At 37.7% G+C, this 23,617-nt stretch carries 15 protein-coding genes; 14 read left to right on the top strand and 1 reads right to left on the bottom strand.

Annotated features, from left to right (window positions below):
• Window positions 1-149 precede the first annotated feature (149 nt).
• A complete protein-coding gene (locus AC27GZ_RS12760; protein ID WP_487095579.1) occupies window positions 150-758 on the top strand; it encodes an alpha-ketoglutarate-dependent dioxygenase AlkB family protein in 609 nt (202 codons plus the stop codon).
• Between the two features lie 31 nt (window positions 759-789).
• Here AC27GZ_RS12760 and AC27GZ_RS12755 read toward each other — a convergent pair whose 3' ends face one another.
• Window positions 790-2,718 (bottom strand): TonB-dependent receptor plug domain-containing protein, encoded by a 1,929-nt coding sequence (locus AC27GZ_RS12755; RefSeq protein WP_487095578.1) that lies wholly within the window; start codon window positions 2,716-2,718, stop codon window positions 790-792.
• Window positions 2,719-3,199: 481 nt separating this feature from the next.
• Here AC27GZ_RS12755 and AC27GZ_RS12750 point away from each other — a divergent pair, with 481 nt between their 5' ends.
• The 13 genes from AC27GZ_RS12750 to AC27GZ_RS12690 all read left to right on the top strand — a co-directional run bounded on the left by AC27GZ_RS12750 (window position 3,200) and on the right by AC27GZ_RS12690 (window position 23,438).
• Window positions 3,200-5,350, top strand: a complete 2,151-nt coding sequence (locus tag AC27GZ_RS12750) for a carbohydrate-binding family V/XII (protein ID WP_487095576.1) — start codon at window positions 3,200-3,202, stop codon at window positions 5,348-5,350.
• 24 nt (window positions 5,351-5,374) lie between these two features.
• Window positions 5,375-6,724, top strand: coding sequence for a BamA/TamA family outer membrane protein (locus tag AC27GZ_RS12745; protein WP_487095574.1), 1,350 nt, complete (start codon window positions 5,375-5,377; stop codon window positions 6,722-6,724).
• A 96-nt stretch (window positions 6,725-6,820) separates the two neighbouring features.
• A complete protein-coding gene (locus AC27GZ_RS12740) occupies window positions 6,821-7,744 on the top strand; it encodes a 4Fe-4S binding protein (RefSeq protein ID WP_487095573.1) in 924 nt (307 codons plus the stop codon).
• Window positions 7,745-7,798: 54 nt separating this feature from the next.
• A complete protein-coding gene (locus AC27GZ_RS12735; protein WP_487095572.1) occupies window positions 7,799-8,119 on the top strand; it encodes a cupredoxin domain-containing protein in 321 nt (106 codons plus the stop codon).
• Window positions 8,120-8,415: 296 nt separating this feature from the next.
• Complete coding sequence (locus AC27GZ_RS12730; RefSeq protein WP_487095571.1) at window positions 8,416-8,856, top strand: c-type cytochrome; 441 nt, start codon at window positions 8,416-8,418, stop codon at window positions 8,854-8,856.
• A gap of 4 nt (window positions 8,857-8,860) precedes the next feature.
• Window positions 8,861-10,249 carry a cbb3-type cytochrome c oxidase subunit I gene (locus AC27GZ_RS12725; RefSeq protein ID WP_487095569.1) on the top strand — a complete coding sequence of 463 codons (1,389 nt, stop codon included), beginning with the start codon at window positions 8,861-8,863 and terminating at the stop codon, window positions 10,247-10,249.
• A gap of 223 nt (window positions 10,250-10,472) precedes the next feature.
• Window positions 10,473-12,512 carry a methyl-accepting chemotaxis protein gene (locus AC27GZ_RS12720; RefSeq protein WP_487095568.1) on the top strand — a complete coding sequence of 680 codons (2,040 nt, stop codon included), beginning with the start codon at window positions 10,473-10,475 and terminating at the stop codon, window positions 12,510-12,512.
• Between the two features lie 154 nt (window positions 12,513-12,666).
• Window positions 12,667-14,184, top strand: a complete 1,518-nt coding sequence (locus AC27GZ_RS12715) for a S10 family peptidase (RefSeq protein ID WP_487095567.1) — start codon at window positions 12,667-12,669, stop codon at window positions 14,182-14,184.
• Window positions 14,185-14,256: 72 nt separating this feature from the next.
• A complete protein-coding gene (locus AC27GZ_RS12710; RefSeq protein ID WP_487095566.1) occupies window positions 14,257-14,484 on the top strand; it encodes a glutaredoxin family protein in 228 nt (75 codons plus the stop codon).
• A 109-nt stretch (window positions 14,485-14,593) separates the two neighbouring features.
• Complete coding sequence (locus AC27GZ_RS12705) at window positions 14,594-16,477, top strand: tetratricopeptide repeat-containing diguanylate cyclase (RefSeq protein ID WP_487095565.1); 1,884 nt, start codon at window positions 14,594-14,596, stop codon at window positions 16,475-16,477.
• Between the two features lie 38 nt (window positions 16,478-16,515).
• The gene (locus AC27GZ_RS12700) at window positions 16,516-17,703 is read left to right on the top strand and encodes a hypothetical protein (RefSeq protein ID WP_487095563.1); all 1,188 of its coding nucleotides are present in this window, start codon (window positions 16,516-16,518) and stop codon (window positions 17,701-17,703) included.
• 27 nt (window positions 17,704-17,730) lie between these two features.
• The gene (gene ovoA, locus AC27GZ_RS12695; RefSeq protein ID WP_487095562.1) at window positions 17,731-19,878 is read left to right on the top strand and encodes a 5-histidylcysteine sulfoxide synthase; all 2,148 of its coding nucleotides are present in this window, start codon (window positions 17,731-17,733) and stop codon (window positions 19,876-19,878) included.
• Window positions 19,879-19,976: 98 nt separating this feature from the next.
• Complete coding sequence (locus AC27GZ_RS12690; RefSeq protein WP_487095561.1) at window positions 19,977-23,438, top strand: CHAT domain-containing protein; 3,462 nt, start codon at window positions 19,977-19,979, stop codon at window positions 23,436-23,438.
• Window positions 23,439-23,617 lie beyond the last annotated feature (179 nt).

The following is a 23,617-nucleotide window of genomic DNA, read 5'->3' as shown; positions in this document are numbered from 1 at the left end:
GTTTGTACAAACTCTGTTTTTCTGTCAGTTGTTTCTGTATCAGAGACAAGAGCAAGGTTTAGAAATTATAATTTAATTACTATGTTTAATGATGTACTAAAGCTAATATAGCCAAATAATTAACCTGTATTTTTTGACTGTAACTTGCGATGGATTTATTTGAGCAGTACTTAGAAGAGCCAATTAATATATTACCTCAAGACGGTTTAGTGCATTATTACGGTGAAGTGATAAACGTTGAACAGGCTAATATTTACTTTAATACCCTGTTAAAAGAACTTGCTTGGCGCCGTGATCAAGCCATTATTATGGGTAAGCACATTGAGACTAAACGTAAAGTTGCTTGGTATGCGGATCAAGCCTTTAAATACACTTACTCACACATCACTAAGTTGGCACTTCCTTGGACAGAAAACTTATATGCATTAAAAGCGATAGTTGAAGAGCATACTGGAGAAACTTATAACGCTTGTTTAGCGAACTTATATCAGGACGGTAGTGAGGGGATGGCTTGGCATAGTGATGGCGAAAAAGATTTAAAGAAAAATGGGGCTATTGCCTCGTTAAGTTTTGGCGCCACACGTAAATTTTCATTTAAACATAAACAGTCTAAACAAGTTGTCTCACTTGATTTAAAAGCAGGAAGTTTATTAGTGATGAAGGAACAAACGCAACAGTTTTGGTTACACAGACTACCACCAACCAAAAAGGTTTATGAAGCGAGAATTAATTTAACCTTTAGAACGATAGAAACATAATAACATTAAACTGCTGAGGCCGTAGTGTTGATTAGAAAGAATAAGTGAACGTTGCTTCAAACTTTCTACCTCGATCATAGATTCCTTGCTCAACATTCCAAATACTCGATTCAATGTTATCTCTGTCAAGCAGGTTAGCGGCCTTTAATACAATATTAAACTGCTCTACCTGCCACGATATCGCCGCTTGAATATCGTGATAATCAGGTAGGGTTTCTGTTGAACCTAGCATTGCAACATAGTCAGATTTATAGAGGTAGTTAATTGAATAATTGATGGTATCTACTTGATGGATCAGGCCGATAGAAAACTTATGCTCAGGGAAGGCATTATAGGTTTCATTTGTCTCGTCATTTTTAGAGGTGACATAACTATAAGCAGACTGAATATATAGATTATGTTCAGGAAAATGATAACGCCCTTCGAGTTCGACACCTTTAGCTGAGTTCTCACCTGAATTAGCAAACTCCAAAACAAATTCTTGAGTGATGTCGTCTTGAACCTGAACTGTGGTAATAGCATCTTGCCATTTTGATTTAAAGACGGTTGCAATGAAGTGCAGAGAATTTATGTACAGGTTATAGCTTGCTTCAATGGTGGTTAATGTTTCTCCTTTTAGAGACTCATTACCAATAAAAGCACCAGTTCCATCAACTTCACCAGCGGCTGGTGCTCTGTATCCTTGCGCGAAAATAAGCTTCCAATTAGTATTATCATCTTGGTGATAAATCAAGCCCAATTTTGGCGATACTTCAATGTTTTTATTGGTAGAAAAGTGATCTAAGCGAATGCCTAATTCGGTTGAAAATGAATCGGTAAGCTCGGTGCTATATTGACTAAACAAAGCGGTAACGGTTTTATCTAACCCATCACCACCGATAGATTCTGAAGGTGCGCCAACATCATGTGCTCTTGCTTCTTTTACCTCTGAATAAATCACTTCGCTACCGACATTAAACACGCCTCCTAAAAAGTCATTATTTAAGGCGGTTGCTTTGAAGCCCTGTTGGCGGTCATGCCAAAATTGAATGCGGCTTTCGTCACGGTATCGTAAATCAAAAAGGCTATCGTGATACCATAGTGAAGGCATAATTTGCCAATCACCTAATTGGAATTCACCTTTGTAATACAGCAATGAGGTTTCAACTTTATCAGCACCACTTGATGTACTATTGGAAAAAATATCGTAAAAACCTTCGCTGTTTGCTCGATTAAGTAAAATGCCAAACTGCTGATTATCCCAGGTGAATTTATTATAAAAAGAGACACTTTCTGTTTGATAATTTAGCGGATTAGTTAAATTAGGTGGCGATAGTGTATCGTCCATTTTTTGGCTGTGAAAAGCGGTACTATTTTTTATCTTTCCTTGTTGCCAACTTTGTTGGCTATTAAATCCGGCTTCTTGCTCAGCGTAACTATCAGTGGACAAGTATACTGACACAACGTCTTCGTCCTTTGTCCAGGGAATAACGGCTATGGCGCCATGAAATGCATCTGGGCCATAGAAACTAGAGATTGGCCCTCGCACCATTTCAATACTGTTGAATAGCTCGAGTGGTAAAAAACTTTTGCTGTATAAAGCAGTGCCAAATGCATAGCCATTGAGAGGAATATCATCAAATAAAAAAGCTTTGCCGCGAGCAGAAGAAGTATTGCCTGTATAACCGCGAATACTGAGTGTTGTTGAACCACCTATTGAGGAATGGGCATTAAAAGATGGCTCGTAAAGTAAGGCGTCAAAAGTGTTCTCAGCGTTGTACAGGTTCCACTGAAAAGAGGTCACTTTGCCTATTGTTGAAAAAGAATTTATTACTTTAGTGCTTGTCGCTTGGCCACTAGAAACCTCAATATTCATTAAGTCTTCAAGTGATAATTCAAATAGATCTACTTCGTCGTCAAAAGCCAAGCATGCTTGACACAAAAAAAGTAATAACAAGGTGATTATTTTTGGTTTTATCATGTAGAACACCCCCTGTCTTAACTCAACTTAATTGTAGGTCAAAACAAGCTAAAACTATAAGTCGAAAACACTTAATTTTTTGATATTTTTTCCAAAAGATTTCCATTGCAATTACATTTTAGTGCTTAGCGTTCTCGAGATAAAAGTACCAGTTACTTGCAGATCGTAAACGCTTGATAGAGAATACAATTAGTTTTAGATATTAACTTATTTTTTACATCTTTAATATCATTAACGGATCTGAACGCGATGGCCAAGTCTATATCCCTTTTTTACATGCCAAAGCATTCTTTTAGTACGGCGTTTATTTCCTTCATTATGCCGGTTATAAAATTAAGCAGTAATTGAAGTTTTGTTAACTACTTTTACTACCCATTAGAACAATCATGCAATACCAAATACAGATACTGTAACGATAAAGAGTCAGTATAATGATACTAACTAACGGTTACTTTAAATGTTAATTACCAAGGACAGTAAGATGAAAAATAATGCCATTACTCGCGGCTATCAGTACTTAACAAGCTATTTAGTCGTTGTTTACTTTGCTTTTTATTCATTATCACTTTCGGCCAGTAATTGGCCACAAGAGCTTAGTGGAGAAAAAGGCACTATTATTATTTATCAGCCACAACCTGAAAAGCTACAAGGTAATATTCTTACTGGTCGAGCAGCAATACAATTAGAATTAACTGGTAGTGAAGCACCTATTTTTGGTGTGTTTTGGTTTTCTTCAAGCATACAAACAGATCGCGATACTAACTCAGTTGCTTTTGAAAACATTAAAGTGCTGAAAGTAGGGTGGCCAGACTCAAAAGAGAGTGACGAGGAAAAGTTCAGTCAGTTTGTAGAGAAAGAGTTAACTCATGCGAGTTTTGCTGGCTCTTTATCGCAATTAACTGCCACGCTAGCTACATCAGAAAAAGAGCAACAAAGCTTAGACTTGATTAAAAATGATCCTCCTGTGATTCTGTTCAAAGATGAGCTAGCCGTGTTGTTAAGCTATGATGGCCAACCTATTTTTCAAGATATTGAAGACAGTCCTTATCAACGTGCATTAAATACCCCGTTTGCGGTCATTAAAGTAAAAAACAAAAAACAATATTACTTAACCAGTGGCAGTTTATGGTATCAGTCAAATAATGAGCTTGGCCCTTGGCAAGCTACCACTAGTGCACCTGCTGATTTAGTGGCTATGATTGAAAAAGCTAGTGAGGCGTCGGCTGAAAAGAAACCAAGTAAAGTTCCAGAAGTCATTACTGCTACAAAGCCGACAGAGTTAATTGTTTCTGATGGAGAGCCTGAGTGGGTAAGTTTACTTGGTGGCAAGTTATTATATGTAAAAAATACTGAAACCCCTTGGATAAGAGAAATTGCTGATGGTGATATGTATTTATTGTTATCAGGCCGATGGTTTAAAAGTCAATCGCAGCAGGGACCATGGACTTTTGTTCGAGGAGATAAACTACCTACTAGCTTCAAAGATATCCCCCCTGAGTCAGATATTGGCGGTTTGAGAAGCTCAGTGGCGGGCACTGATGAAGCTGAACAGGCTGTGTTAGATGCACAAATTCCACAAACAGCAGCAATTAAACGTAGTGAAGCAACATTAACCGTTTACTATGACGGCGAACCTCAATTTAAACAGATAGAAGATACTGAAGTTGCGTATGCGGTTAATACTAGTGCGCAAGTATTGAAAGTTGCCGATAAGTATTATGCGGTTGATAATGGCGTGTGGTTTGTAGCTGATACAGCCAAAGGCCCTTGGATAGTTGCTGATACTATTCCAACTGCTGCAATTGCACAAATTCCACCTAGTTCTCCTGTGTATAACACAACGTATGTGAAAGTTTATGATTCAACCCCAGAAGTGGTTTATGTTGGCTACACGCCGGGCTATATGTGGTCTTATTATTATTATGGTGTGCCTATTTATGGCACTGGTTGGTATTACCCGCCTTACTATGGTCGTTGGTATTATCCACGTCCACCCACGTGGGGAATGCATATTGGCTACAATCCATGGGGAGGTTGGCGCGTAGGTGTTAGTTGGGGAAGTCCATTCTTTAGAGTGGGTGTTAGTTGGCGAGGAGGCTATCCGCCTGGTTACCGACCTTGTTGTGGTGGTTATTATGGAGGTGGCTATCGCGGTGGGCATCACACCCATATTAATATTAATGCTAGAATCAATATTAATAATAAAGTTGGCGCTGCTAGTGCTAAGCCAGCGTTACGCAATGCGAAAAATCATAATATTTATAACAAACCTGCTAATGTAAAACGAAATGCGAGCAGAGAGGTTGTTAATCGCAATATTAAACAAGCGCGCACATCAAATAACCGAGCAAATAATGTTTATGCCGACAGAAAAGGTAATGTAGTTAGGCACCAAAATGGCCAATGGCAAAACCGAAATAATAATGGTTGGAAGAATGTGCCTCAGCAAAGAAATCATTCAATAGGCAATTCACCACAGCGCGGCAATAATATATCTACAAGACCGAACATGAATAATGCGCCAAAAGTAAACCGTAGTGGCGGCTTTGATCGCTCAGGGATGAATCAAGCTAGACATGCCCGAAGTATGGGTGGTGGCGGTGGCAATCGTCGTGGTGGATTTAAACGCTAGTTACCATTAGTTAATATTAGTTTTATGTTTTTATCTTCATGTTCAAACGGTCGCGGTGAAACAAAAAAATCTTACTTTTTTTTGCCGCTTTTGCTATGCGTTTTTTTTACTCATGCTAAGCCACCCGCAACTGTTAAATTAAGTGTTGAACGCAGTGAAAACACTAAAATCAGGGAAACACTGGTGCTTCCTTATGCTTTTAGTACTGATGATCTTGGTTTGGTTTTTGGTGTTGGTGGTATGGTAACAGGCTTACACCAAAAACAATTATCTGCAGGTGGCACCGTCTACGGTGGTGGAGAAACAAAAGGTGCTGCCCTGGGTATTTGGAATTACCGAGCCTTTGATAGTAAACGCTTCTTTATTAGTATGACAGGTATGGTAGGGGAGTTCCCATTACTGAGGGCCTATTCACCTTTACCTGATGAGGTAACACCGCCAAATCAAGCTAGACCAGGAGATAATGATTCACACTATGATGACTTTATTGAAAGTGAAGGGACCAGTAATTGGTGGGACCTTAGTTTAGAGTATGTTTTGCCTTGGGGAGCTGCAAAAGATCAAAGTATGGCTCGTTATCAATTATCGGGTGGTTTACTGGTTAATAACCCCGAAGTGCCTAGTTGGAACCCATTAAAAACAGGAACTAGTATTTTAGTAGCTCGACAGTTTAATCGTTATCAGGAGTATCGTGGTTATAATGGTGATTCCCAAGAGGTGCTTTCTGGTGCCGTGCATGCGTTAGAATTAGGCTTCTATTATAATAATACCGACTTCCCAACCAATCCTAGCCAAGGAAGCTCACAATATATTGCTTTTACTTATAACCCTAAATGGCTAGAGTCGAATCAAAATTGGACTTTTTTAGAGTTGGAAGCGAGTAAGTACTTTTCTTTTGGTAAAACATCCTTCGCGAAACAAAATATATTAGCCCTAAATATGTGGGGAGGGTATTCACCGAGCTGGACAGTGATCCAAGATGAGCAAGGTAATAGCCAAGTAACCGATAATGCGCCTTTTTTAGAGGGGGCAACGTTAGGGGGAATGTATCGACTTCGTGGTTTCAGACAGAATCGTTTTCACGATAAAGCGGCAATTTATGCCACTGCAGAATATCGCATGACGCTTGATTATAACCCTATTGCCAATGTTAAATGGTTAAGGTTTCTAAATTTAGATTGGTTTCAAACCGTCTTTTATGTTGAAGGGGGAAGAGTGGCGCCAACCTTTAAAGCGAGTACTTTGTTAAGCGATTGGAAAACTGATGTCGGTGTTTCATTACGTGCATTAACGGCTGGGGTAGTGGTGCGGTTTGATGTCACAAAGTCTAACGAGGGTGTTGTTAGTTGGCTAATGGTGGGTCACCCCTTTTAGTGTGTTAACACTGCGCCGAAAGCGCTACTGATCAGGTAAAGACTGATCTAGATTAAAGATCCAAACGCTATATTCTGTAAACTAATATAGATGAATATGACACTTCAACAATCAAGAATAATGGCAAAAGTTGCTTTCTTTGCTTTGTTTTTGTTTGCGCCTTTGTTAGATATTTTTCGCTTCGATTTGGCGTTAGGTCACTTCATTATTTTTGGTCAAGCATGGACAATTAATATTGATTCAATCCTCTACGGTGATGGTGATAGTCTTGATGCTGCCATTAAAATATTTTCTCGGGTATTACTACCAGGGGTAGCTTTTGTTGTTATAACAGGGCTACTCATTTGGAAATATGGTCGAATATACTGTGGCTGGTTATGCCCCCATTTTTCAGTGGTAGAACTTATTAACGCCTTAATGCTCAGACAGCTTAATCGCGTGACGATTTGGGAAAAGGCAAGTAAACACAGCAAAGGTTGGTTGCCTAAAGTTATTGTTTTTATGGCCGCTGTGACAATGGCATTTGTTTGGGCAGTCGGTTTACTCAGTTACTTGCTTGAGCCAACTAAGTTACTTAATGACTTGGTTACATTTAATTTAGGCTTTGGAGCGAGTCTGTTTATTTATGTAGCGACGTTGGTGTTTACTGTTGATTTTATTTTTGCACGTCATGTATTTTGTAAATATGGCTGTGCGTTAGGCTTATTTCAAAGTTTAATTTGGATGGCTAATAAGAAAGCCATGGTGATAAAGTTTGATAGGGCACGTGCAAAAGCATGCCGAGCCTGTGAGTCTTATCATCAACATAAACCCTGTGATCAAGCTTGCCCTATGCGTTTACCTACGCGTAATATGAAGCGGGCTAAGTTCACGTGTACGCAATGCGTACAATGTGTGTCTGCTTGCAATGCCACACAAAAAAATAACCCTGAAGGTGGTTTGTTGAAATGGGTTGATGGAAGCGATGCTATAGAAGTTGATAGGCCAGCTCGTCTCTATACACCTAAACAGGAAAAGTAAAGAACCCCTGAAAGTAAGATTTATTAATTCAATTGGTTTAAGAAGGTGATAACTATGCGTTTAGTGTTAATTTTTTTACTATGTATTTTTGCCAGTGATGCGTTTTCTAAAGAAGTGGTGGTTGAAATATTTAAGATGCAATATATCCCAGCAGAAGTAACTATTGAGCAAGGGGATACAGTTGTATGGAAGAATGTAGAAAAACGGCAGTACCATAATGTTTGGTTCAAACAATTTCAAAAAGAAGAGCCTGACTATTTTTTTCCAGATGAAAGCTATCAACGTCGCTTTACAGAGCTAGGGGTTTTCCCTTATGAATGTGGGCCACATCCTCGTATGAAAGGTGTTATAACCGTCGTTGAAAAAACGAAATAGCCCTTATAAATACCTTTCTTTCTCTTCTCTATATCCTTAATTTATATAGGGTTATTGATTTTAAATAACCCACTTCAGTGCTATTTAAATTACCTTTTATTGATGTGGCGCAACAATATTTAACTTTTCGATACATTTTTTTACAACTCTTTGAAAACTTGATTTCTATCAAGCTCCCGACGTTGTTACCTAGGCTATTATTTCAGAGCTAACTAACACATGTGGCTAATGCAAACACTTAATATTGTAAATGTAACTAACGTATGAATTTATAAAATTCATTAAGGGAAAACACCATGTCAGAGAGCTTTACAAAAGGCATGGCAAGGAATATTTATTATGGGGGAGCAGTGTTCTTCTTTTTAATATTCTTAGCTTTGACTTTTCACACAACTAAAGAGATGCCTAAACGGGATCATCGACATAATATTACCGAAGCAGTAGAGCGGGGCAAAGAGCTTTGGGAAGTAAATAACTGTATTGGCTGTCATACCTTGATTGGTGAAGGCGCCTACTTCGCTCCAGAACTAGCAAACGTATATGACCGTCGAGGCGGTGCAGCTGGGTTTAAGGCTTTTTTCAGTGGCTGGATGAAAGCTCAACCATTAAACATTCCTGGTCGTCGTCAAATGCCTAACTTTAACTTAACAGATCAAGAAATCGATGATCTTGCTGAGTTCTTAAAGTGGACATCTGAGCTTGATGATAATAACTGGCCACCGAACATAGAAGGATAAAGCTGTGAATACTTTAAAATATCAATCACAAGCAGTAGCAAAACCTTATTTTGTTTTTGCGCTGATCTTGTTTGTAGGCCAAATACTTTTTGGTTTATTAATGGGGCTACAATACGTTGTTGGTGATATTGTTGGCGGTTTAATACCGTTTAACGTTGCCCGCATGGTACATACTAACTTACTGATAGTTTGGTTATTATTTGGTTTTATGGGGGCAGCCTATTATTTAGTGCCCGAAGAAGCAGAAACTGAGCTTTATAGCCCTAAACTGGCAATAGCATTATTTTGGATATTTGCTGCCGCCGGTGTTGCAACCATTTTAGGTTACTTATTGGTTCCTTATTCAACCCTAGCGCATTTCACAATGAATGAGTTATGGCCAACAATGGGACGAGAATTCCTTGAACAACCTACCATAATTAAAATAGGCATTGTTGTCGTGGCCTTAGGTTTCTTATTTAACTTAGGAATGACAATTCTGAAAGGTCGTAAAACTGCCATCAATATGGTGCTGTTAACAGGTCTTATCGGCTTAGCCGTATTTTTCTTATTCGCTTTTTATAACCCAACTAACTTAGCGCTAGATAAATATTTCTGGTGGTTCGTTGTTCATTTATGGGTAGAAGGTGTATGGGAATTAATCATGGGTGCAATTCTAGCTTATGTATTAATTAAGGTAACGGGTGTTGACCGTGAAGTTATTGAAAAGTGGTTATATGTAATTATTGCTATGGCATTAATCACAGGTATTTTAGGTACAGGTCATCACTTCTATTGGTTAATGACACCTGAATACTGGCAGTGGGTTGGTTCAATTTTCTCAGCACTAGAGCCGCTTCCATTCTTTGCTATGGTGTTATACGCCTTTAATATGGTTAATCGTCGTCGTCGTGAACACCCTAACAAGGCTGCAACATTATGGGCTTTAGGCACAGCAGTTATGTCATTCTTAGGTGCAGGTGTTTGGGGTTTCTTACATACGTTATCTTTTGTAAATTACTACACGCACGGTTCACAAATTACCGCAGCACATGGTCACATGGCTTTTTACGGCGCATATGCCATGATAGTGATGACGATTATTTCTTATGCTATGCCTAAGATCCGTGGCATTGGAGAAGCAAACTCTAATAAAGCACAAGTGATGGAAATGTGGGGCTTCTGGTTAATGACAGTGTCTATGGTATTCATTACTTTATTCTTAACGGGTGCAGGTATCTTACAAGTATGGCTACAACGTATCCCTGAATCAGGTGAAGCGCTTGGCTTTATGGCTACACAAGATAAGCTTGCTATTTTCTACTGGTTACGTGAAATTGCAGGTGTATTCTTCTTAGTTGGTTTAATAGCCTACTTAGCTAGCTTCTTTACTGATAGAAAGCAATTGGCATAACTAATATGCCCGTAATGAGTTAACACTAACTTATTACCAAGCAAAGCAATTAAAAACCGCGCATATTAATGTCGCGGTTTTTTTATCTTTTATATACTAGTTTGCGTAAAGTTAAATTGTTAGCCATATTTAATTTTATACCGCCTTGATTCGTCGATAAACTTTTTATTAAAATCAACGGCTGACCGAATATTCCTTATTCATAAACCTTTTAAGTATATATATGCAATTCAAATTTAAAGCGTTAAAAGTAACTCACAAGGTAGTTATCGGCTTTGCGATAATACTATTATTATTACTGTTTTCTAGTATTAGCTCTGTAGGAATTTTAAAAGACATTGAAGAGGCTACGGCTAAGGTGGACGATTTTGCTTTGCCCATTCAAAAACATGCTAACTCCGTGCAAATACAGCTATTAAAGCAAGCAAAATCCTCTTCTTTTATTAAGACTTCTACAACCCTTGCGGATATTGAACAGTTAAAGTCTGTTTACACTAGTCAGGGAAAGTTGTTGGCTGAACAAAAAAAACTGATTGAAAAGATGTTATATGTTTTTCCTAATATTAAAAATTTAAATGCTTTTGATAAAGCCTATCAACAATACACTGAATCTGTGAATGATATGTTCAAGTATCGCACAGCAGAAATCACTGAAACGAAAGCCTTCATTGAGCAGCAAAAAAAACTGGATGATACTTTGTATGAAGCTGGCGCTTTTCTAGGTGATTTAACTTATTTGGAAGATCCAGATAATCAAGCCCAAATTGATCGCATTGTTGGCTCAGCAAGCCAAGTTGAAGGTTTTATTTTTAATTTAACAGATGCGACTAAAACTATTTTATCCATTAATTCTATTGCTGAAGTTGAAGAATCACAGCAAACCATTGAGTTTGCGATAAGCAATGTTGAGCAGTATTCTGCTTTTTTGATTAACTTAGGTAAAGAATATAACACTGATGGCTTGATCGAACAATTTATTGAAGAGTTTGATAAAGCAAAAAGAATGTTGCGCGGCGACAACAATTTATTTTTACTCAAAATATCTCAGCTACGACAAAGAAATTCACTTAATGAGGCCTTTGAAAGCTCTGAGCAGCATATTAATGCTTCAATAGCGGCAGTAGACATTTTTCTACAAGCGGTAGATCAAAATCTATCAAGATTACAGGTTGACGTTTTTGACAATGTAAAACAAGGTAACTTAGAAACTTTAGTGATATTTGTGATGTTATTTGCTGCCGGTGTGTTGATTGCAATGACAACCATTCGTGCAATGATAGGCCCATTACAAGGCATCAATAAAGTGTTATCACAAATTGCCAAAGGTGACTTGTCTCGTCAGTTAGAAGTTCGCTCTGAAGATGAATATGGTGAACTGTCTAAAAATGTTAATTTAGTTGTTGCTGATTTGAGAGATCTTATTGGTAATATTTCAGAAAACACTGGTTTACTCAATTATGCCGCTGAACAGTCGAGTGAAAAAATTGCCCAAGTGACTGATTCACTCGCAACACAAAAGCAAACAATTGAACAGGTGACGGTTAAAACGAGTGAGCTTGGTGAAAGCGCTGATCATATCTTAGAAAAAGCTAATAATGCTGAACAAAAAATGTCGAGTGCCTTAAGTCAAAGTGGTGAGCTTGAAGATACGGCAAATATTACTAATGAGCGTATGCAAAATTTAGCTGCCATGTTAGATAGTACTTCAGAGGTAATGAATGTATTACAGCAAGAGTCGACAAATATAAGTGGCATATTAGAAACAATTCGTGGAATTTCAGAGCAAACTAATTTATTAGCACTTAATGCTGCGATAGAAGCTGCGCGAGCCGGTGAAACGGGTCGAGGTTTTGCTGTTGTTGCAGATGAAGTACGTTTGCTGGCAAGTAGAACCCAAGAATCAGCTACCGAAATCCAGACCATGATTGAATCATTGCAACGTCAAACTGAAAAAGCGGTATTAGATATCACAGAAGGTAAAAACGAAGCGAATAACTGTCAAAGTCATACTAACCAACTTCTACAGACGTTATTACTGATTACACGTGCTATTGAAGAAATGCATGAAATGAGTAGTGATATTTCACAGTCGGCTATGCAACAAAATAGTTTAAGTAATGACATGAATAACAGTATTCAGGAAGTGGTTAATTTAAGTCAAGAAAGTAGTACTAAATCGTCTTCAACATTAACTTATAGCAATCAAGTAGCAGAATTTGCTGCTAAGTTAGATGATGCAATTGGCACCTTTAAAGTGTCTTAAATTTACAGCTATTAACACTTAGTTGAAAATTAGCACTTAGTATTATTATCACAGGTAATTCATCGAGTTATTCAGTAGCTTAGTCTAAATTTTCTGATTAATGATGAAACTCGTGCTAGGTTTAACAAGGATCAAAATATTTTAGGGCTAACAAATGAATATTGTTAAGAAAATTTGCTTTACGCTGCTTACCGCGACTGTTTTATTATCGGGTGTTGTACAAGCAGAAAACGAACGAAAACTTGTGGTTGATGAAAAAAATACCACAAAACACACTACAAAGATTAACGGTGAAAAAGTTAAGTACACGGCAACGACCGGTACACAACCTGTTTGGGATAAGGAAGGCAATGCGACCGCGAGCTTATTTTATACTTATTATCAACGTACCGATATTGATAATCAGGCTGAGCGACCATTATTGATATCATTTAATGGCGGCCCTGGTTCAGCTTCGGTTTGGATGCATGTGGCGTATACAGGTCCTCGTGTATTGAATGTAGATGATGAAGGTTATCCGCTACAACCGTACGGTGTAAAAACCAATCCTTATTCAATATTAGACAAAGCAGACATTGTTTTTGTCAACCCTGTAAATACCGGTTATTCTCGCGTTTTACCTGACAAAAATGGTGAGATGCCAAGCAAAGAACAGCAGAAAAAAATGTTCTTTGGGGTTAATGCTGATGTAAGTTATTTAGCTGATTGGATCACCACTTTTGTGTCGAGAAATAATCGCTGGCGTTCTCCTAAATATTTAATTGGAGAAAGCTACGGTACCACGCGAGTTTCAGGCTTAGCTTTAGCCTTACAGCAAAGACAATGGATGTATATTAATGGTGTGATCTTAGTGTCACCAACAGATATTGGTATCAAGCGAGATGGCCCCGTAAAAGCGGCTAACCGTTTACCTTATTTTGCTGCTGCAGCTTGGTATCATAAAGCCTTATCTAGTGATTTACAGCAGCAAGATTTAGCTGAAATCTTACCTGAAATTGAAGCGTTTACCATCAGTACCTACATACCTGCTTTAGCTAAAGGCGGTTTTATTAGTGATGAAGAAAAGCAGGCGGTGGCAAAACAAGTCGCTAAATATTCAGGTTTGTCTGTTGAGGCTGTATTAGCAAATAACCTTGATATCAATAATAACTTTTTCTGGAAAGAGTTATTAAGATCACGTAAACAAACCATTGGTCGTTTAGATTCTCGTTATTTAGGGATTGATAAAAAAGTTGCTGGCTCTAAACCTGATTATTGGGCTGAATTAACCTCTTGGTTGCACAGCTTTACTCCAGCAATAAATTACTATTTACGAGAAGAGTTATCCTATAAAACGGACATAAAATACAATATGTTTGGTAACGTTCATCCTTGGGATAGAAGTAATAACGAAACAGGCGAAAATTTACGTTTGGCGATGGCACAAAACCCATATTTGAATGTGATGATTCAGGCTGGCTATTATGATGGCGCGACCAATTATTTTGATGCCAAATATACTATGTGGCAGCTTGATCCTAGTGGACAAATGCGTGAACGTTTATCATTTAAAGGTTATCGTTCAGGGCACATGATGTATTTACGTCGTGAAGACTTAAAACAATCTAATCAAGATATTAGAGACTTTATCACTAATACTTTGCCGGCAAAAACTCAACCAGCAAAGTATTAGTTAAGTGTTTTGTGTAGCAGTACTTTCATTGCTACACATTTCCTGTGATAAAACACTGAAATAAGGAATATTATGAAACGTGTTGTACTGTACAGTATGAATAAATGCACTCATTGCCAAACTGCAAAACAGTATTTAGAACAGCATAATATTCCATATCGTTTATGTAATGTGCAGACACCAAAAGGAAGCAAAGAGTTTGCTGCCACAGGAATGAGAGCTGTGCCAGTATTGAAAATTGGAGATAAATTGCTTAACGGTTTCTCCATAAAGGGCTTTAATAAACTATTTAAAAATTAGTCGCTTCGCTGGACAAAAAACTTACACTTAGCATCGTAAAACTATTTATCTATGCTAGAATAATCTCTTCATGTAGTTAAAGTTGGCATTGTTTTAGGGAAGATTAGCTTTGTTGTTTGCTTTTAGGGCGATACTTTTATTTACTATTATTAGCGCAAATTCTGTTGTTAGTGCTCAAACACTGAATGACTTTACCGCGCTTAAAAACATGAGCCATGCTTTAAATCAACAACCGTGGCAAACCTACCAGCAGCTTTCTCTGCAAGCAAAAGAAATAGACAACATGTCTATTGAATATAAGCTTTGGTGGTTACTACGTAAAGCCCAAGCGGAAAACCTACTCTTTCTCCTTAAAGACTTTCAACACTCTGTTGAAACAGCGCAGCAATTTATTGATCAAAAGACTTCAGCTCAATTGGTGAGCCATTTTTCCATTTTTGCGGGGATGGTTAGCCAACGTAATGGTGAATACAAACAAGCACAACAACTACTTACAACAGCAAAAAATATTGCCGAAAGGCACAACTTTACTCTGCTTGTTGTGCAAGCAAAACAAGAGCTTGCCTATACTCAAAGCTTAATTGAGCTTTATGAGTTATCTTTGGTTGAATTGCAACAAGCCTATGTTGAAGCTTTTGCTTTATCTGATGATTATATGATTGCCAAAATTAATGAAGTTTATGGCGCCATATATGGTTATATGCATGATTATGAAAAGTCTATTGAATATTATCAAAAAGCCTTAAAAGGTTATGAGCAGTTAGGTTATCCATCAGATATTGCTGAAGCGTTAAGTGGCTTATCTGCCACGTACCGCTATTGGAAAAAGTATGATCTTGCTATTGAGTATTATCAGCGATATATCAAAGCAATAGAATTTAGTCCTGAAAATATTGATGGTAAGTTTTATGGAGCTTATGGCATTGCCATGAGTCAAGCGGGACAAGGGCAATGTGTTAAAGCGTTAATATCAATTGAAAAAGCTTTGGCCTTAGATAGTTTGATTGATTATAAAGCAGAATTATATAAGCGTAAGGCTGACTGTTTAATTAAATTAAATCAGTTGGTTGAGGCAGGTGTTGCCTTAGATCATGCGGATAATATTTTTTCAGGTATTCCCGAGTTAGTTGGCACGCGCTGGCAAATTGAAGTCATGAAAATTCGTGCAGATTTATTGTATGCAAGTGGCAAAATGAGCCAAGCTTTTCAATTGTTGAAAGAGTTTAATCAAACAGAAGTGGCATTAATTCAAAAAAATTCTTCTAATAGATTACTTCGTGTTCGAGCTGTATTAGAGCAAGATAAACAAAATGCAGAGATAGCGTTATTGCAACAACGTTCAAAAGTACAAACATTGCAATTTGAACAGCAACAGCAAGAAAATAGCCTTCAAAGTTATGTGATAGTTTTTACAGTGTTGTTAACTTTTATGGTGCTAGTGTTTGTCTATTATCAACGTCAGCAAAATAAAAAACTATTAGCTTTATCTATTCGCGATCCCTTATCAGAGCTTTATAATCGCCGTTATATTTTTAATTTTTTTAAAAAACTTGTTAACTCTGTTGATGTCGATAAAAGCCAAGTGTCTATTATGGTGATTGATATTGATAACTTTAAAGAAATTAATGATACGTATGGTCATCCATTTGGAGATCACGTTATTCGTGAAATCGCTAAAATAGGGCAAGATACCCTCCGTGTTGAGGATGTTATGGGCCGAGTAGGTGGTGAAGAGTTCTTATGCGTGTTGCCTCGGATTGATTCAGTGCAATGTATGCAAATTGCTCGTCGGTTAGTTAGAAATGTTCACAATCATGAATTTTGTATTGCTTATGAGCCGGGTGAAAAGCAACGAGTTGATATCACCATCAGTATTGGCGTCGCTACGACTTCTGCAGAAGTAACCGATGCTAATGAACTATATGTACAGGCAGATAAAGCTTTATATCAAGCTAAAGAGCATGGTAAGAACTGTGTTGAAAGATACGGTTAATATGTATAAAACTCATGATGATATCATAAAGTGAAAGCATGAAGACAACTCCTCTGTCTATCCCACCTTTTTCTCAGTCAACGCCATTGTTTGAATGCGCAATTACTCTCTTGCAAAATTATCTTCAATGTTTAGGTTATCAGCCACAAATGCATTTTGAGCTTGAAGGCTGTGTTCAAATTGATGATAAATTAAGTGACAAAAAGTCAGTTCATGAAAAACATGTACTTAACTTCAAGCGGATTAACCAACAGTTACAGCAGTTGAATATTGATGGTGAAATTGTCAATGAGTATTGGCGAAATCAGTGGGAATATGTATCGTTATTTAATGGTCAGTCACCCCTGAAAGAAGCTGCTAATCTTGCTGAGGCTATTAAAAGAATTCCGATATTATTTCCTAAGTTATATGCCCAAGAAGGTGTAGTAGGTGCATTAATTCAACCGGTTATTTGGTGTGGCGATAACGGTAAGTTAGCGCAAGGATCGGGCGAGATTTTTAGTCATGATACGCGCGCAGTACATATTCCTAATGCCGTACAGCTAAACGTTAGTGTTTTAAATGAACAGGGTGAAAATCTAATTGCAAAACAGGGAGTCGGGGAGTATTTACAACAATGTTTCTTGAAAACTAGTTTAGCCTGTAGCTTGTTGTATTTACCCGAAGAATCGGCTTTTGAACGCCTAGCACTTAAAACACGCTACGGCTTAGCACAAGAGTTATGTTCACCTGTAGATATTTCTGGAGGACACCAGGGCAGTGTTGCCTTATATAAAACTTTGGGTAAGCATAATCAAAAAATGGGTGAAGAGCCGTTGTTGTACGATCAGCATAATAACGTACTGTCTTCGCAACATCATTGGCAAAAAACGGCTCGCATAGAACATAGGCTAGGTGCATCAAGCATACATTATAACCCTTACATTAATATTATTTACGGTTTGTTAAACATTGTTGATATGGTGCATGCGTATGAGCAAGATAATATGGCCTTAGATAAGGCATTTGAGCCCGTTGCTTTACCAAAAAGTTTATATACCAGTGAGCATGACACAGGGGCAATAGAGCTTTTTCTGCAAAGTGAATGGTTCAGTGATAGCTTAAATGCAATACAGTATAAATATAATCGTTTGAAATCTTTACCAAGGCTTGACTGCCCAAGACAGTTAGGTGATAACATAAAACGAGCAATACTCGCTAATTATCAAGTGGTCATCGTAAGATAGAACCCGTACATTGAAAGTAATTGATTTATGGATGTCAGAAATAAAAACATAATTAGGCCACCTAGCCTTAATGGTAAAAGCGTTAAGGATAAAAGGCAGGAATTAAAACGCTACTTTCAGCAAACATGGTCTGAATATGAGTCATTATTTTCGTTGATTAATGATGATAAAGCTTATTACTTAAAGCCTGAGCCCCTGCGCCATCCATTGATCTTTTACTATGGCCATACAGCGACTTTTTATATTAACAAATTAATATTAGGGAAATTCATCGAACAACGCATCAACAGTCGCTTAGAAGCTATTTGCGCTGTTGGTGTTGATGAAATGAGTTGGGATGATCTTAACAGTGACCATTATGATTGGCCGAGTGTTGATGAAGTTAGAAACTATAGAAATAAAGTCTCTGCATTAATTGAATCGCTGATTGAGACCATGGACTTAACTCTACCAATCAAACAAAATTCATTAGCATGGCTGATTTTAATGGGCTGCGAGCATGAACGTATTCATATAGAGACCTCTTCGGTAATCATGCGAATGTTGCCGCTAACCTATTTAACGGCTACTGAATCTTGGACGGCTTGTGATGAAGTTGATCAGGCACCCGAAAATAAGTTTATTGAAGTCGCGGGAAAAACAATCACTTTTGGTAAACCAGAAAGTGACACTACTTTTGGTTGGGATAACGAGTACGGCTTTGATGAAATCAAGATAGAGCGCTTTGCGGCAAGTCAATATTTAGTATCAAACCAAGAGTATTTGAATTTTGTCGAAGCGGCAGGTTATCAAAAAAAACAATATTGGACTGAGGAAGGACAGCAGTGGCTAGCCTTTTCAAAAGCAAAAATGCCTCATTTTTGGTATGAAAAAACAGATGCTGATGGCAATAAAGTTTATTATCAACGTAACTTGTTAAATGAAATGTTATTACCATTGAACTGGCCGGCAGAAGTTAATTATCTCGAAGCTAAAGCGTTTTGCAATTGGAAAAGTGAGCAAGAACAGCAAGGGAATATTCGCTTACCTACTGAAGGTGAGTGGCTGATTTTACGGCATCAAGTTGCAGGGGATTTAAGTGATTGGCAGGAATTACCGGGTAATATTAATTCAGCTGTATATGCCTCATCATGTCCAGTTGATAAATTTGCTCAAGGTGATGGTTTTTTCGATATTGTTGGCAATGTTTGGCAATGGACTGAGTCTACTATCGATGGCTTTCAAGGCTTTGAAGTACATCCACTATACGATGATTTTTCTACCCCCACCTTTGATGGCAAGCACAACTTAATTAAAGGGGGCTCATGGATTTCTACCGGTAATGAGGTTATTAAGTCTTCTCGTTATGCGTTTAGGCGTCACTTTTTTCAACATGCTGGTTTTAGGTATATCAAAAGTCACCAACAAAGTATTCCAAATTTGCCTGCTAATCATTATGAAACTAACGCAGACATTGCTCGCCAGTTACATGCGCATTATGGTGCAGCAAGATCGGCTATGCCATTAGTGGCTAAAAACTACAGCCAGCAAGTTGCTGATCATGTATTAGCTTGTACTGATAAATATAATATTTCAAAGCGTAAATGTCTTGATTTAGGCTGTAGTGTTGGCAGAGCAAGTTTTATCTTGGCCCAGTATTTTACCCAGATAGACGCGGTTGATTTTTCAGCGGCTTATATTAAACATGGAGTCAACCTTCAACAAGGTAAGTCAGTACGTTACACCATTGAGAATGAAGGTGATATCGTTGATTTTTATGAAGTTAAACTTGAAGACGTTGATTTACCAAGCAGCGATAATATTCACTTTAGTCAAGGGGATGCCAGTAATCTAAAAAGCATTTTTACAGGGTATGATGTGATTGTTGCACAACATGTTTTGGAGCAAACTTATGATCCTCATTTATTTTTACAAAATGTCCATCAGCGCCTTAATCCTAACGGTCTATTGGTTGTTATTTCTACTTACCAGTTTGATAAACAACAAGACGGTGTTAGTAAACTTGGCGGAGTTAAAATAAATGGTGAAAATGTCACAGGCTTTGATGGTTTATCAGCACAACTAGCTCCTCGTTTTAGCTTATTAGAACAGCATCAATTAACGCGAGCATTAAAAGAAAATCGTCGCCACTTTGCGTTATCTTTTCCGCATCTTACCGTTTGGCAGTTAACGTAAGGCTACCTTTAATTTAAGGAATAGGCTTTACGTAAATTGATTTAATTTATTGTTTTAGTTATTATTTTTAGAATGTTAATCATATCAAGGTGGATATAATGCAACGTAGTTTTTTCTCTATTTTTACTGGCATCCTATTTTTTACTTTACTGAGCTCAATGAAGGTTGCTATAGCGATGGAAACCTCTCCCCAAATAGATCAACTAGAGCGAAGCATTGAAAAATTTCGTACTAAAGAGGCTTTAGCGGTGCTTGCCGAACAAAGCTTTACTCAACAAGAACTCGATTACTTATTGGCTATTGCTGCTAGCTCAGGTAATTTTCCCGCTGTCAAAGAGCTCATTGCTTTAGGTGGCAATCCCAACTTGGTAATAGATGAGAGAACGGCCCTCGAACATGCATTAAAAGGCATTAAAAATGATAGAAACCGTGATAGATATCGCTTAGCACAAATGCGCGGAGATCGTAATCATTTAGAAGTTATTAAACTGTTGAAAAGCCTATTACCTAAAGATCAACAACAGATAACCGAATTGCCACCTGCATTTGTGAAATCCTTGAAAAAAATGGTCGCAATTTTAAATGATGTTCATAAAGAACAGTTTGTTGCTGAATATTTTCTAACAGAAGGGAAAGAATATTTTTTGCAAGAATACACTCAATTTAGCACTGAACGAGAGAAAATACGTGCTTTTGTCGATTCTGAAGTTTTTCAACTTAAACTTGCGCCATTATTAGCTTTTACCAAATTACAGATTGAACAAGCACTACGATATCCAGAGCTTTTAGGTGATCCTGATATCAAAGGCTCTATTATGCCGAAGATTGGCTTTACTGTTGATGGTAAACCAGTGAAAAGTCTTGCTGGAGTCTCGTTTGAAAGTATTGAGCGTATTTGGTTGGATTTTCCATTAGGGGATCTTCGTAGCGTGTATTTTCATCCAACGAAAAACCATACTGTTTGGCAGATAGGTAAGATGAGAAACCGCACAAAGCTTAAAGGACGAGGCGTCCTCACTGCAGCAACTAAAACACTAATGGCGGGTTTTTATCAATCTTCGCAATTGTTAATGAGTGGTTTGATGGCTCAGGCAGAACAAAAGCCTTCTAAACCCTCTTATAAAGTCTTAACCATTTATAATTTGTGGGGTAATGTCAATTTAGCCGCAGGTGATTTTGAGCAAGCTGAGCAGGCATATTTAGAAGCGATTAAGCAAGGGCCAACAGATAATGAATATTACCTCTGGCTTCCTTATCAAGGATTAACAAATTTATATAGCTTAACCGCAGATATCGATAAGCTGGCTATTTATCGTCAAAAACTTTCCGATAACTTGCAAACTGTACAAGAAGTTTTGAACAATGAAGGTAAGTGGCAAAAGCGCCTTTCGCCTTTAATGGCACAGCTTCCTAAAAGTTATTTTATTTTGGCAAGCTCTTATGTAATCACGGGTGAGTTTGAGCAAGCTTGGCAAGTTTTTCAACGCAGTGAAAAACTTATCAATCAGCTTTATCAACCAACACTGTCTATCGAACAAGATATAAAAGTGGCCGAATGGTATAGCACTAGTGGTCAGTATGATAATGCTAAAAACTTGTATATTGATCTGATCAATCGTTTAAGTGTTTTAGGTTATGAAAATTCCGATCAAATGGCTTTGATTCGTGGCAATTTAGGCACAATTCATTTACAGCTAGATGAATTTAAACCTGCCGTTAAGCAATATAGCTTGGCGAGTGAATTGATTAAATTGCAGTGGGGTGAACAACATGACAGATATGCTTTTATGTTGCTACAACTTGGCGGAGCGCATTTAAAAAACCAACAAATCAATAAAGCTGAGCAGTTTGTTTCTGAAGCGTTAAAGATCGCTAGCAATAATCAATTCTCTTATCGATTTATTGCCAATATGCAAATGGGCTATATTCAGCTAGCACTCGATAATTTTACCAAGGCGAAGCAGTACCTTGATATTGCTGAACAACAAGCGATTGATACGGTAGGTCAAAGTAATACATCGCTCGCTAATATTATTGCTGGTAAAGCGATGTTGGCGAGTAAACAACAGCAATATGGTGAAAGTGAAAGCTTTTGGCAGCAAGCGTTAACCATTTTTGAAGCACAACGACAAGATTTTCGAAATGATGGTGATAGAAGGGCATATTTAGATTCGCTAAAAGGAGCTTATGACGGTTTAATTTCTGTTGCCTTAAAGCAAAATAACCCTGCGCTTGCCATTGAAACTATTGCCCGTTCAAAAGCGAAATCTTTAAGTGATTTATTACAAAGTAAAAATGTAAAAAGAAACCAAACCAAAGAGCAAGCACTGGTTGCTGAACTATTTACTTTAGAAAGTCGTAAGGCTTTACTTGATGAAACCGCAGCTAAAGATACCAATCAACGAGGGTTAACTCGCGTTAAAGAATATCAAGCGATCGATAAAGATTGGCATAATAAAGTGAAACAACTACGCAATTTAAACCCAAGTTTGATTAACTTAGTTGAAAGCTCAACATTAAAAGTAGCTGACATTCAACAGGCGTTAACGACTGATGAGGTGATGCTAGAATATTATCAACTGGTTGAGCAGCAGCCGGGTAAGCGTACCGTGAGTCGTTGGTTAGCCTTTACCTTAACTAAAAACGCGGTTAATTGGCACGAACTTGAGTTAACGACTAATTTTGATCAACAACTGATGAATTATGTGGCTGATATCCAAGATGCTGATTCAAACTTAGTACAGCTTAAGCAAGAGTCGCAACGATTATATCAGCAGTTAATTGCACCTCTTGAGAATAAATTGACGACCAAAAATATCATTGTTATTCCTCATCAACAGTTAAACTATTTACCTTTTGCTACTTTATTTAATGGAGATAAGTTTCTTTTACAGCAGTATGATATTAGCTTAGTTTCCAGTAGCTCAATATACCTAACCCTTAATCAAAGAAATAAAAAGAAAATTAGTCATGTTGTTGCTTTTGGTGATCCAAACGGAAGTTTAGGTGCGCTGGAAGGCGCTAGAAAAGAAGTGAAAAACTTAGCCGCTATCAGTGATAATGCTCAAGTATTCATTGGTGAACAAGCCAGTGAATATGCGTTCAAGCAATTAGATTCGCCTTCATTATTACATTATGCTGGCCATGGTGTATTCACGCCAGATGCTCCGCAAATGTCTTATTTAGATTTAAGTGCTGGCAATAATCAAGATGGAAAAATCCGCAGCCATGAGCTGTATTGGTTGAAGCTAAATAATACACAACTCGTGGTGCTTTCTGCTTGCGAGTCGGCACAAGGAAAACTATCCGGCGGTAGCGAAGTTATCGGCCTTATTCGTCCATTCTTTTATAGTGGTGCGCGTAATGTATTAGCGAGTTTATGGAGTGTGGATGACGACGCTACTTATCAATTAATGAATAGCTTTTATCAAGAATATATTGACCAAGGGCAGAGTGAGCGACAATCTCTACGCCGTGCACAATTAAATTTATTAACTGAACAATCTCAGTATCAACATCCTTATTATTGGGCGGCATTTCAACTGTATGGCGCAGGTTAGTTGCTAGTAGTCGAGCAAAAGCTGTTGTATGTTTTATTAACGTGAACGATAGCTTTTGCCATAGACTTTAATCGTCAATTACTTAAGCGCTGCTTTCTCTCGGCGCTTATCGTCTTACAGGTTTTTTAGAAATCTCCTTTTTTCGGTTTTTCCTTTTGATTCAGCATGTCTTGATTTTG

The sequence above is a fragment of the Colwellia sp. SU-HH00943 genome (assembly GCF_057546125.1).
The sequence above is the reverse complement of the archived record's forward strand: the minus strand, read 5'-3'. Positions and strand labels throughout refer to the sequence as shown.